We start from the raw sequence: 13,245 nt of genomic DNA, 5'->3' as shown, positions 1-13,245 counted from the left end.
TCCTCGCATCATCAACACTATTGTATAATAAAATTCATTATTCTGCTTTCAAGCTTCCACTTTTCACTCTTGTTTTTGCGTAAGCTGCGAGTAAAATTGTACCAAGGACTGCAACTGTTACGATGTTTGCGAGACCAGCCACAATACCTTGTGTCCATACTTTGTTAGCAGGCTCTGCGTAAATAAGTATATCTAGAGTCGGAGCAATAAGCCCCCATCCGATAATTTGAACAATAATTTGGATGATATTAAATGAGATAATTTGTTTTTTGCCAAATTCACCGGATTCAATATTAATTCTTTTTGCAGAAAATCCAATCAATAATCCAACTAATGCTGAAACGATTACCCAGCTCCACCAAACACTTCCCCACATAATGGAATCTAGGAGTGCGTGTCCAATCAACCCAATAAGTCCGCCTGCAACTGGACCGAATACAACTGCCATTAACGCTAAGAACGCATAGGAAGTATTAATATTAGTATTCGGGATTCCCGTTGGAATTGAAGCAAATCTCCCTAAGATAACAAACACAGCGGCACCAATCCCAATCGCTACGATTGTTTTAATTGCTAAATTTTTCCCCATTTTGATTCTTCTCCCTTTTTTAAAATTTAATATTTCTATTATTCCAAACTTAATTATATATGACTTTTGGCACTTTGCGGAGGGATATTTTCCAATTTGCCCCTGTTTCAATGTGGTACGCTTTGGCGAATGATCCTTGGTTGATGGCGATTCCGAGTTTATCGAGTGAATTTACATATATTAAGGGTTCACCTAAATGGCTATCTGCAAAGGAACGGCCATATGTCATGATGTTTTTATATACTTGACGTGTATCGTTTTGTATGGTCACTTCAAAGTTGTCTCCATATTCAATATCTAATTGCAAGAATAAAGTTCGGTCGATATTTGTCCATAAGTTTCCAAAACGAATATCAAGTATATCGATAGTTCCAGTAACGGATGTTTCATCAATTTTTGGTTCAAATTTTGCGAGTTCTATGATTGAATCGACTGGAACTTCCGGGCCAACTTCTTCAAATGTAATAACTCCAGATGCAAGTCTTGCTCCTGTATATGAATATACGTCACGGCCATGGAATGTATACGATTCGCCGGATTTTGGCAAACGATTGACGGATTCATCAATAATTCTAACCGCCACGATACCAATTTCATCTTTAATATGAGTCAATGTTCCATTATCTGGAGTAACGATATATTGATTCTCCGTTGTTTTTATTACAACGCTGCGGCGATCAGAGCCAACTCCAGGATCGACAACTGAAATAAAGACTGTTCCTTCCGGCCAATATGAAATGGTTTGATAGAGGCGATACGATCCCTCCCATATATTATATTGCGGAATGTCATGAGTTAGGTCAAAGATTCTAAGATTCGGATCGACTGAAATCGCCACTCCGTACATTGCACTTACAGCACCGTCACTTAAACCGAAATCTGTTTGGATCACTAAACTGTTCGTCATTGTAAATTCCTCCGTTTGAAAAAATGTTTTAGAAAATCAAAAAACCACGCCCGTATCTTTATAAAAAAGATAAGGACGTGGTTGAATTCACGTGGTACCACCTTATTTCACTGTTTGCTTACACAAAACAGCCTCTGCAAGTACTGGAGCACAAATAAATCTTTGCTCGAAATACTGTGGTATTGATAACGAGTACCAAATCTCGTCGGCACCTAATAATCCAAAAGGATGTTCAGCTCGCAACTCAGAGGCCATTGTTCAGATCGTGATTTTTGCTTCTTTTCAGCTACCGAAGCTCTCTGTGTAAAACCAATAATCCTACTTTTTCTCTTCATCGTCTTTGAAAAAAAGTAAAGCATATGTGATTGAAATTGATTATAAGCTTGCCTGAAAAAAAATGCAAGCATAAATTTTTAAAATGTTTGAAGATAATTATCCATATATGAAGTAGGATTGTGATTTAAAATTGTATTGCAGATAAAATGTATTAAGATTGTACATAAACGCTGGCTATTGCCGTTGAAGCTAATGCGATTGTCGTTCGGAAGCTCTATTATCGTCTAACGCTCTTCTATTGTAGTATAAAGTACATATATTCTCGTATATGGTGTGGCTATTGCTGTTTAGCTGAATGCTATTTCCATATAATAATTGCAGTAACAAAATACAGCACCCAAAATTCAGATAGTGCCTGGCCAATGACGTATAAAATTCAAAATACCCTCCACAACATGAAAATACTTTTTCCATAAAAATCGAAAGGTCAACAAATATATCGTACAATGTATTTATCATTGTTTTTCGGAATTATTAAAGGGGGAGCTCTCGTGTTATTAGAAGTTATTGCTACGAATATTCGAGATGTAAAAGCTGCAAGTGATTATGGTGCGGATCGAATTGAATTGTGCGTAGGAATGAAGGAGGATGGTGTTACTCCAAGTTTTGGTTTGATTGAATCAGCAGTAGAAATTTCTAAAATCCCAATCAATGTTATTATCCGTTCTCATGTTCAATCATTTTTCTATGAATCTTTAGAAGTGGATACAATGGTTCGAGATATTCGAATGGTACGAAAGTTGGGGGCGAACGGAGTTGTCATAGGAGCTCTTACGGAAGAAGGACGAGTCGATGTTGAGGTGATGAAAAGACTCCTTGAAGAAGCGGAAGGACTCGATATCACATTTCATAGGGCTATTGACTTTTCAAGAGATTTTGAAGAAACGTTAGAAGCCTTAACAGAATTCAAGCAAGTGAAAAGAATTCTAACCGCTGGTGGAAGAAAGCCAGCTACTGAATCAGTTCCGATGATCAAAAAGCTGATGGAACTTGCGGAAAATACGCATCTTACCATCATGCCTGGATACGGTCTCCGTGCTGAAACGTTTAATGAATTTTATGATGAAGTTAGCCCGAAGGAAATCCATTTCGGTTCTGGAGTTCGGGAAGAGAATAGCTTTATGAATCCGATTGAGCGTGCGAAAATTGATAGAATTAAGCAAGTCCTTGCGTGAAAAAAGAACCTCTTCCAAAGTAGGAGAGGTTCTTTTTTCATCCCCAAAACGCTGCAATACTAAATATAATGGCAGACAATGAGAGAAGTTGTAATACATTATGCTGAGCGTCTGGAACAATATGATTTTTAATTGGAGGCAATATTTTCACGGTTCTTGAAAAATGTGATTCATAAAGTGTTTTTGGAAACTGTTTTAAGTGTTGTCCCATTACATATGGCATCCACCATGTAAGCAGCTGCATGATAAAAAAGAACACCCAAAATAGTAAGCTAATTCCCATTCCCCAGCTTGTTTTCGTAGCAAACAACCCGATGCAAACTAGTAAAATAACTCCGTTTGATATTGCTTCTGTCCATTTCTGTCTAACTGTATATTTAGATAAATCATTCCATGGAAAAAGATTCACTAATGTTGTTATTTCAAAATAGAGAAAGACTAATATTTGAAACAGAATCGCTACATAAAACATCGTTTTTTCCTCCCTCCTTCCAATTGTATTAATTGTAACGATGAACCCCCCTCCATAAAAGACGGTTTCGTTCGACAAAGTAAACATAAGAAAATTTTGTTTTGTGGTTAATTTTCCAAATCTTTTGTATGATTAAAAGACAAGATGCAAATAAAAAAGTGAGGTGAAGATTTTGGAAAATGGAAAGAAAAGGGTAGCTTTAACATTTGATGATGGACCGCATCCTGAGAACACGCAAAAAATTATTAAACTCCTTGAAAAATATGATGCAAAAGCTACATTTTTTCAAATAGGTAAACTTGTTGATACAAATCCAGCTATAACGCTGGAGGTTTTTGCTAAAGGTCATGAGATCGCTTCTCATACGTGGAATCATCCAGACCTCATTACTTTGAATGAAAAAGAAGTGGAAGAGGAAATTTCGACAACTCAGAGTGTTATCAAAACCGTGATAGGGGAATTGCCTACTCATTTCCGTCCTCCTTATGGCAATACGAATGAGTCAATTAAAGAGATTGCTAGAGGGTACGGGGAAAAGGAAGTCCTCTGGACGGTTGATACACTTGACTGGAAATCACGTGATCCGGAAGCTATTTTAAAAATTGTAACAGAAGAAGTACGTGACAACTCGATTATATTAATGCACGATATACATTCAACAACGGTTGAAGCAGTTGAGCTTGTGTTAAAATATTTGCACGATGAAGGATATGAAATGGTCACACTACGAGATCTATAAATCTATTACTTTTCCTGCGAACCAAAATATGTACGGATATTTTTATTGACTATTTGTGTGAAAACGTTTAAATTAAAAGCGAAGTTCTAGAAAAAGGGGATGCTGAAATGACAGAGAAAGTAAGAGTAGCAATTGTTGGCTGCGGCGGTATTGCAAATGGTAAGCATATGCCAAGCTTGTCCAAAGTTAAGCAAGCAGAAATGGTAGCGTTCTGCGACATCGAAGTTGAAAAAGCAGAAAAAGCAGCAGCTCAATATGGTGTTGAAGGTGCGAAAGTATATTCAGATTATAAAGAGCTACTAGCAGACGGATCTTTTGACGTTGTTCATGTTTGTACTCCAAACAGCTCTCACGCTGAAATTTCAATCGCTGCTATGGAAGCTGGAAAGCATGTAATGTGTGAAAAGCCAATGGCGAAAACAACTGAAGAAGCTCGCCAAATGGTAGAGACTTCTAAGCGTACTGGCCAAAAATTAACAATCGGTTATAACAACCGTTTCCGTCCTGACAGCCTACACTTACATAAATTATGTGAGCGCGGTGATCTAGGTGAGGTTTACTACGCGAAAGCTCATGCAATTCGCCGTCGTGCCGTTCCTACTTGGGGAGTATTCCTTGACGAAGAAAAACAAGGTGGCGGTCCGCTAATCGATATCGGTACACACGCACTTGACTTAACGCTTTGGATGATGAATAACTACAAGCCAAAAGCTGTTCTTGGTACGACTTACCATAAACTTGGCCAAAAAGAAAACGCAGCTAACGCATTTGGATCATGGGATCCAGCTAAATTCACTGTAGAAGATTCTGCATTTGGTTTCATCACAATGGAAAACGGTGCAACAATCGTTCTAGAATCCAGCTGGGCACTTAATACTCTAGATGTTGATGAAGCGAAAGTTTCTTTAAGTGGTACTGAAGCTGGAGCTGACATGAAAGACGGCCTTCGCATTAACGGTGAAGACAACAGTAAGCTTTATACAACAAAAGTTGACTTAGGACCAGGTGGAGTAGCATTCTATGATGGAAGCGTTGAAACCGATGCTGATATCGAAGCTCGCCAATGGATCGAAAGCATCATTAACGATACTGAGCCATTAGTAAAACCTGAAGAAGCATTTGTTGTAACACAAATCCTAGAAGCAATCTATGAATCTGCTAAAACTGGTAAAGCTGTTTACCTTGAAGAAGTATTTGCTTAATTTGATGGAAAACCTCCGATTTCATTTCGGAGGTTTTTTTGTTGTTAAACATAGTATAAAAGTCGTAGGATGACAGAAATTGTAGGAATTTTCTTTAAAAAAATTCTGTTCATGGAAGAAAAATTTTATAAAAGTGAATCTTTTTTATTGATATTTTAAAAAGAGTTGATATAGTGGTTATATCAACTTATAGGGTGATGCGAAAATGAATGTACCATTGTACAAGCAAATTTATGAAACAATTTTGCAAAAAATCCAAATTGGCGAATTAATACAAGGGGACAAAATCCCTTCAGAAAAAGAATTAGCTGATGAGTTTCAAGTTAGTAGAATTACCTCCAAAAAAGCTTTGGACTTACTTGCCCAGGAACAAATAATAGAGAGAGTTCAGGGAAAAGGGTCTTTTGTTATTTATTCGGTTGAAGAACCAGACAATATGCTCAATAGTAATCAAACTTTTAATACAAAAAAAGGACTGAAAATCGGTCTAGTTATTCCTAGTTTTGCTAGTAGTTACGGAATGGCATTAGTGCAGTCGATTGAATACAGTGGATCAAAATACGGGGTCAATTTATTAATGAAAATCACTCGAGAAAAAATAGAGGAAGAAGAAAATGCGATTGAAGAGCTGTTAGATGCTGGGGTTGATGGGCTGATTGTTATTCCTATTCATGGGGAACATTATAATCCTAAAATTCTAGAGCTTGTTTTGAAAAAATTTCCGATTGTTCTCGTTGACCGTTATTTAAGAGGTATTCAGGCTAGTGCTGTTTTAACTGATAACGTTAGAGCATCGAAAGAAGCGACAGAGTATTTAATGTCACTTGGACATGAACATATTGCATATATTACACCTGCATACGATGGGACTACTGCCTTGGAAGATCGCTTAAAAGGATATCAGCTTGCACATAACGAGCAGCATAAACAACTAAATCCGGATTTTATTTTTACAAATTACGGATCAGATTTTGCTTTTAATAAGCAAAGGAAACTGGAGTTTGAATTGGAAATAGAGAATATGAGGAATTTTATATTAAATTATCCAGAAATTACAGCTTTCGTAGCATGCCGCCACGCTTTTGCTAAAATTCTTTTATATGTCATCCAATCAATTGGAAAAACAGTTCCACAAGATTATTCGATTATTTGTTTTGATTCACCTCATCCAATTATTGGCAAGCCCCTAATTACCCATATTTCTCAAAGGGAAAACGAAATGGGAGCCAGAGCAGTAAAACGATTAATGTCGCAAATCAATGGTGAGTATACCATTGAAACTGAGTTATTGAATTTTAAATTAATTGAAGGTTTATCAACCGCGCCAATAAAGACTCCAGTGAAGAATTGAATAGATTCTTCTTTTTTTTTTGTAAAAATAGGATTGACATGTTGATATAAGATAATATATTATGTTGATTACATTGAATTTATAGACATCTTAGAAAATTACATAGATTGAGAAATGTAAGCGATTCATAAGGGGGGGGTAAAACTTAATTGTTTGCTAGTTTACTATTTTTGACAAAAACCGGGGGTGTAAAAATGAGTAAGAGAGTAAAGAGATTCGGTCGATTGATGATTATGAGTGTTCTCGCTTTGACGTTATTTCTAGCGGGCTGTACTTCGAGCGATAAGACTTCTAATGGAGGAAGTGGAGGCAGCGGCGGAAGCGGCGGAGGAAAAGGCTCTGAAGGTGGAAAGACAGAAATTACGTTTTGGCATGGAAGTACAGGTTTGGGATTGGAAGCAATGAATGCATTAGTTAAGAGTTTTGAAGAATCACATCCTGATATTAAAGTGAAAATGGTTTATACAGAAGCCAATGAGGGTGCTGACCAAAAACTACTTACTTCCGTAACAGGTGGTAATCCTCCTGACGTAGCAACATTTGATAGGTTTAAAGTTGGATCATGGGCATCACAAGGTGCTTTAACTGATCTATCAGATATGGCTGCTGCAGACGGTGTCTCGCAAGATCGTTATTATCAATATGCATGGGATGAAGCGAGTTACCAGGGTAAGCTTTACGCGATTCCATATTCTACGGATTCTCGTTTACTGTACTACAATAAAGATCATTTTAAAGAAGCCGGTTTAGATCCTGAAAATCCACCTAAAACGATTGCTGAATTGGAAGCTGCAGCTGAAAAATTAACAATCAAAGAAGGTAACCGTTTTAAACGTATTGGTTTTATTCCTTGGTATAGTCAAGGTTGGCTTTATAGCTGGGGCTGGTCATTCGGTGGTGAATTCTACAATGAGAGCACACAAGAGGTTACTGCTAACGATCCTAAAATTGTAGAAGCATTGCAATGGATGGTTGATTTCGGTAATAAATACAATGTTGAAGATATTTCTGGTTTTGAAAGTTCTGCAGGTAGTGACGCGTTGGATCCATTTATTTCCGGACAACTTAGTATGAAGGTAGACGGAAACTGGACCATTTCTGGAATTAATAAATTTAAGCCAGATTTAAACTATGGTGTTACGCCAATTCCAACACCAACTGGAACGGATTTCACGACTTGGTCTGGAGGTCACGCTTTTATCATTCCTAAAGGTGCAAAAAATACTGAAGCTGCGTGGGAATTCTTGAAATACTTTGGTGGACCTGAAGGGGCAAAAGCATATTATGAAAAGCTTGACGGATCTTTGTCAGTTCAACCAGCAGTTAACGAAGAATTGGGCCGTGCTAATGATCCAATGCTAAAAGAGTTTATTGATATCCTTCCAAATTCACATCATCGTCCAGTTATTTCAGAAGGACAATTGCTCTGGAACGAACTTGCTTCTGCAACTGAGAACTCTACAAGAGGCAAGGGAACACCTAAGGAAAATCTAGATAAAGCAACTGAAGCTGTAAATAAAGCTTTGAAAAAATAATAAATGGGGAGGATTATACCTCCCTTTTATTTATGAAGGGGGCTGCCAAAATTGGCGAAAGTTGAAACTTCAAGTGTCGTAGTCCAGCCGAAAAAGAAAAGTTCAACCACTTTAAAAGCAAATATAACGGGTTGGTTATTTGCATCACCATGGGTCATTGGGTTAATTGTTTTTTTTGCCATCCCGTTATTTTCATCCATTTATTTTAGTTTTACGACATACAGTGTGTTACAGCCGGGAGATTTTGTCGGACTTCAAAACTACAAAGAACTATTTCACGATGATCTGTTTTGGAAATCAGTCTATAATACGGTTTATTTCGCAGTATTTTTTGTTCCTCTCAGCATAATCTTCGGAGTTGCCCTTGCTATGATGCTCAATATGAAGGTTAAGGGATTGGCGGTTTATCGGACAATCTATTTCTTGCCGACACTAGTTCCACACGTTGCCCTTGCGGTTCTTTGGATGTGGTTATTGAACCCAGGATTTGGTTTGATTAACGGAACATTGGACTTTTTTGGTATTGATGGTCCTAACTGGTTAGGTAGTGTGAAATGGTCCAAACCATCGTTGATCTTAATGTCACTTTGGGGAATTGGGCAAGCGGTCATTATTTATTTAGCTGGTCTTGGAGACATACCGGAAGAATTTTATGAAGCAGCGGAAGTGGATGGAGCGAACTGGCTGCAGAGAACGAGACATATCACAATTCCATTGCTTACACCAGTTATATTTTTTAACTTAGTCATGGGAATCATTGGAGCTTTCCAGCAATTTACATTGCCATATACGATGACACAAGGACAAGGGACACCTGCAAATTCTTTAACCTTTTATGTCATGTATTTATACGATAACGGATTTAAATTTTTCAAAATGGGTTATGCTTCAGCGATGGCATGGATTCTATTTGTCATCATTATGGCCTTAACTGCATTAATTTTCATAACTTCAAAACGTTGGGTTCACTATCAAGGTGAGTAGAAAGGAGTGTGGCGAATGCAACCGATTGTCAAAAAAAGAATTCAATATTCGTTAGCACATGTAATTTTGATCATTGCGTCCATCTTTTTCATTATTCCATTCATTTGGCTGGTGTCGACTTCATTGAAACCGATCACACAAATTTATTCATTTCCGCCTGAATGGATTCCAAAACCATTTCGTTTTCAAAATTATATCGAAGCGATGTCGTATATCCCGTTTTTTACTTATTTGAAAAATACGGTCGTCATTACGATTTTTAGTACAATAGGTATCATTGTTTCGTGTCCTTTAGTGGCGTATAGCTTTGCGAAACTTCGGTGGAAGGGACGAAATACATTCTTCATCATTACGATCGCTGTCATGATGATCCCAGGACAAGTGACGATGATTCCATTGTTCTTGTTGTTCAATAAAATCGGATGGGTTGGAACGCCGCTTCCATTAATTATTCCTGCCTTTTTTGGAGCTCCGTTTTACATATTCTTGTTACGTCAGTTTTTCTTAGGACTTCCAGATACGTTAAGAGATTCGGCGAAAATTGACGGTGCTTCAGAATTACGGATTTATTTACAAATCATGCTGCCATTAGCGAAGCCTGCATTACTTGCGGTTGGTCTCTTCCAATTCATGGGCAGCTGGACAGATTTCCTTGGTCCTTTGCTATATTTAACAGATGAAACGCAATACACATTGTCATTAGGACTTCAACAGTTCCAAAACCAAATGGGAACTGAGTGGGGAATGATGATGGCAGTTTCAACGATGATGACATTGCCGATTATTGTCATGTTCTTCTTTATGCAAAAGACGTTTATTCAAGGGATTACATTTAGTGGAATTAAATAATATTAGGTTAATAGAATAATAAGGCTTGGAATATTTACAGCTTATTGTTGCTATTGATTGATGTGAAAGGTGCAGACTAGGTTTTCGAACCTTTCACAGTAAGCAAGCTCCAGTAGCAAAAATTATTATACTAGTTTAGAAAAATGGAGGTTTGTTGGATGGCTTTTCAAATAGGTATGCGTATTCCGCCAAAGCTTGGCGCATTAGGAATGGAAAAACTTGCGGATTGGGCCAAAAGTGCCGGAATAGATGTCATTGATGTCCCATATTATAACGAAGAAGTAAAAAGTACTTTGGAAAGTGCTGGTTTGGAAGTTGGATCGATTGATGGTGTTGGCGCTGTAGGATTGACCAACTTGTTGAGTGCTGATGAGAAAGTACGTGGAGAGGCAGTTGATGCACTGAAAAATCAAATCAGTGAAATCTCTCAAATCGGTGGAAAAACAGTCTTTATTTGTCTTGGACCAACAGATGTTACACAATCACGTTCTAAGAGCTTTGACATTTGGAAAGAAACTTTCCCGGAAATCGTGAAGCATGCGGAACAAGCAGGCGTTTACTTTGCTTTGGAAGGTTGGCCAGGACCAGCGCCTCATTATCCGACGATCGGATGTACACCGGAAATGTTGCGCGCGATGTTTGAAGTGATTCCATCTAAACATTTTGGTTTGAACTATGACCCTTCACATCTCGTTCGCTTAGGCGTTGATTATTTGCGCTTTTTAACGGAGTTTGGTGATAAAGTAAACTACTGTCATGGAAAGGATACAGAAATCTTGACGGATGAGCTCTATAATGTTGGTATTCTACCAGCAACGTTTGGAGCAAAATATGGTTTCTCAGAAGGTTCATGGAGATATACAATTCCAGGTCATGGTGCAGTTGAATGGGAGAAAGTCGCTGTTCGCCTAGATAAGCTTGGCTATAATGGTCCAATTAGTATTGAGTTAGAGGATCATCGTTACTGGGGTACTCTTGAAAAAGAACAGCAAGGCATTATAAAAGCGAAAGAAAACTTGGAAAGAATTTTTAAGTAAAACTTTTTGCTAAAGTGTTGGAATGCAGGATTATAAATTTGGAACTAACACCCGAAAGGTCGAACGAGGAGGATATTATGACGAAGACGGTTAAAATCGGAATTATCGGTAGCGGTGGAATTGCACAAGCACATGCAAGATCGTATATGCAAATGCCGGAAGTTGAAATTGTGGCTGTTGCGGATGTCATTCCTGGTAAGGCTGCCGAGTTTATTGAAAGACTTGGTTTGACAGGGGCGAAAGCTTTTGACAGCCATTTAGAATTATTGGAATTGGACTTAGATGGTGTGAGCGTATGTACTCCAAACGTGGCACATCACCGGACAAGTGTTGATGCTCTAAATGCTGGCAAACACGTATTAGTGGAAAAACCGCTTGCGGTTACATTAGAGCAAGGTGTCGAAATGGTGCAAGCTGGTAAAAAGGCGGATAAAATTTTATCAGTAGGATTCCAGCCAAGATATGATCCGAATATGCAAGCTGTAAAACAAATCGTTCAATCTGGCCAACTGGGGAATGTGTATTATGTTCAAACAGGTGGTGGTCGCAGACGTGGTATGCCTGGAGGAACGTTCATTAATAAAGAACTAGCGGGTGCAGGAGCGATGGCAGATATAGGCTGCTACTCTCTTGATCTAGCTTTAAATGCCCTAGGCTATCCAAAACCTTTAAGTGTATCTGCTTTTACATCTAACCATTTTGGAACGAACCCTACATACCATTCACAAGCTGAAAGATTTGAAGTAGAAGACTTCGGAGTAGCGCTTGTGCGATTAGAGGGCGGAAAGGTTCTTAATTTTAAAATTTCATGGGCGATGCATATGGATTCCCTTGGACCTACACTATTCTTAGGAACAGATGCTGGATTAAAACTAACACCAGCAGGAAGCGGTCCATGGAGCGGCGTATGGGATGGTGGTATCGGTTCAATCACGTTATTCCATGACATACAAGGCCACCATACAGAAAGCCCAATCCCTGTACAACAACACAATCTTAATATTTTCTACGAAAAAGTCCGTGCTTTTGTTGTAGCGATTCAGGAAGGAAAAACAGCTCCAATCCCAGGTGAGGAAATCTTGATCAATCAAGCGATCATTGATGGTATTTTAAGATCTTCTGAGCTTGGTAGAGAAGTGGAGATAGTGATTCCGGAAGTTTAATTCTTTGTAAAAATCGGGTGGTGTACATGCACTGCCCGATTTTTGTTGAATTAACTATTTTGCAAATAATGGCAGTGCTTCTGCTAGAATCGAATATGAAGATTTAATCGTGATCCTTGTAGATTATAATCCTACAGGGATTTTTTTATGTGATCAGTTTCGTTTGATCTTTACTTACAATTCCTTTTTGGCTTTGCGGTTTTTTATACGGCTTTTTTACCAATCCAATGAGCAATTAGAACAATAGGGATAATCAATATTACATATGGAAGGCTAGCAAATATTGTATTCCAAGATATAATTCGGTTGGTCATTAATGAGTTAAACAACACTATGCAATAAGGAAAAACGATAAATATTGAAGTAATCACACCAGGAGTAATGGAACGGAACAAGATAGACTGACCAATATGAGTAAATATATGAAGAAAGAAAACCATGATCGAAACAGTAAAGAAATGAATGTTGGCAAGTGAATGATGATTAACATATTGGCTAGCCATATAAGTAGAAAAACTAACGAATAGAAAAATAACCAACACTGAAACAGAAAATTGTGCTGTTGACATTGAAAATTGTTTGATAACTCTATTTGCCATTTTTCTTGGTAATTTCTCATAAATGATATTAGTATGATTTTTCATCCACTTTTCTATCATTACGATTTCTTCAAAATCATGAAGAATAAATATAATCGGAAATAGCCAAATAAGTGTTTGAACATTTAGCCATTGTTCCATAATATCTCACCGTTTTAAGAACCTTTCCTATTTTTTATTAGCTCACGTTTAGTTGACCTACGAAGTCCTAATAAAGATACGTTTTTGTTGAATATCAATATATTAGCAGAGATTATTAAAAAATCCTGTCGCAAATTGTACTTAATAGAAATATAGTAAGTCTAGT

General features: G+C 37.7%; 13 protein-coding genes and 1 other annotated feature. Of the genes, 9 read left to right on the top strand and 4 right to left on the bottom strand.

Translation table 11 applies throughout. From position 1 onward, the window contains the following. Positions 1–37: 37 nt before the first annotated feature. Together KHA93_RS12880 and KHA93_RS12875 are read right to left on the bottom strand one after the other, a co-directional pair. Positions 38–589 carry an ECF-type riboflavin transporter substrate-binding protein gene (locus tag KHA93_RS12880; RefSeq protein WP_213111097.1) on the bottom strand — a complete coding sequence of 184 codons (552 nt, stop codon included), beginning with the start codon at positions 587–589 and terminating at the stop codon, positions 38–40. A 49-nt stretch (positions 590–638) separates the two neighbouring features. After that, positions 639–1,496, bottom strand: coding sequence for an SAM hydrolase/SAM-dependent halogenase family protein (locus tag KHA93_RS12875; protein ID WP_213111096.1), 858 nt, complete (start codon positions 1,494–1,496; stop codon positions 639–641). Between the two features lie 68 nt (positions 1,497–1,564). After that, positions 1,565–1,840: a binding site (T-box leader), on the bottom strand. A gap of 483 nt (positions 1,841–2,323) precedes the next feature. Between KHA93_RS12875 and KHA93_RS12870 the strand changes: the two genes are divergently transcribed. Then, positions 2,324–3,007: a copper homeostasis protein CutC gene (locus KHA93_RS12870; protein ID WP_213111095.1), complete on the top strand. Its 684-nt coding sequence runs from the start codon at positions 2,324–2,326 to the stop codon at positions 3,005–3,007. Positions 3,008–3,044: 37 nt separating this feature from the next. On the opposite strand, the gene KHA93_RS12865 is transcribed toward KHA93_RS12870, so the two are convergent. Then, positions 3,045–3,479, bottom strand: coding sequence for a hypothetical protein (locus KHA93_RS12865; protein WP_213111094.1), 435 nt, complete (start codon positions 3,477–3,479; stop codon positions 3,045–3,047). Between the two features lie 172 nt (positions 3,480–3,651). Here KHA93_RS12865 and KHA93_RS12860 point away from each other — a divergent pair, with 172 nt between their 5' ends. From KHA93_RS12860 to KHA93_RS12825, 8 genes are all read left to right on the top strand, one after another. Beyond that, positions 3,652–4,218 (top strand): polysaccharide deacetylase family protein, encoded by a 567-nt coding sequence (locus KHA93_RS12860; RefSeq protein WP_213111093.1) that lies wholly within the window; start codon positions 3,652–3,654, stop codon positions 4,216–4,218. A 107-nt stretch (positions 4,219–4,325) separates the two neighbouring features. Continuing rightward, entirely contained in the window at positions 4,326–5,420 is a 1,095-nt protein-coding gene (locus tag KHA93_RS12855) for a Gfo/Idh/MocA family protein (protein WP_213111092.1), read from the top strand. Between the two features lie 205 nt (positions 5,421–5,625). Further along, positions 5,626–6,771, top strand: a complete 1,146-nt coding sequence (locus KHA93_RS12850) for a GntR family transcriptional regulator (RefSeq protein WP_213111091.1) — start codon at positions 5,626–5,628, stop codon at positions 6,769–6,771. A 194-nt stretch (positions 6,772–6,965) separates the two neighbouring features. After that, positions 6,966–8,306 carry an ABC transporter substrate-binding protein gene (locus tag KHA93_RS12845; RefSeq protein ID WP_213111090.1) on the top strand — a complete coding sequence of 447 codons (1,341 nt, stop codon included), beginning with the start codon at positions 6,966–6,968 and terminating at the stop codon, positions 8,304–8,306. A gap of 51 nt (positions 8,307–8,357) precedes the next feature. Further along, a complete protein-coding gene (locus KHA93_RS12840) occupies positions 8,358–9,290 on the top strand; it encodes a carbohydrate ABC transporter permease (RefSeq protein WP_213111089.1) in 933 nt (310 codons plus the stop codon). Between the two features lie 15 nt (positions 9,291–9,305). Then, the gene (locus KHA93_RS12835) at positions 9,306–10,139 is read left to right on the top strand and encodes a carbohydrate ABC transporter permease (protein ID WP_213111088.1); all 834 of its coding nucleotides are present in this window, start codon (positions 9,306–9,308) and stop codon (positions 10,137–10,139) included. Between the two features lie 158 nt (positions 10,140–10,297). Further along, positions 10,298–11,176, top strand: a complete 879-nt coding sequence (locus KHA93_RS12830) for a sugar phosphate isomerase/epimerase family protein (protein ID WP_213111087.1) — start codon at positions 10,298–10,300, stop codon at positions 11,174–11,176. A gap of 77 nt (positions 11,177–11,253) precedes the next feature. Beyond that, on the top strand, positions 11,254–12,339 hold the full coding sequence (locus KHA93_RS12825) for a Gfo/Idh/MocA family protein (protein WP_213111086.1): 1,086 nt from the start codon (positions 11,254–11,256) through the stop codon (positions 12,337–12,339). Positions 12,340–12,542: 203 nt separating this feature from the next. Here the strand turns inward: KHA93_RS12825 and KHA93_RS12820 are convergent, their stop codons facing one another. Beyond that, positions 12,543–13,079, bottom strand: coding sequence for an HXXEE domain-containing protein (locus tag KHA93_RS12820; protein ID WP_213111085.1), 537 nt, complete (start codon positions 13,077–13,079; stop codon positions 12,543–12,545). Between the last annotated feature and the right edge of the window lie 166 nt (positions 13,080–13,245).

The organism is Lederbergia citrisecunda, from assembly GCF_018343695.1.
Classification (GTDB): Bacteria; Bacillota; Bacilli; order Bacillales; family Bacillaceae_C; genus Lederbergia; species Lederbergia citrisecunda.
This window is presented reverse-complemented; position numbering and strand designations above follow the sequence as displayed.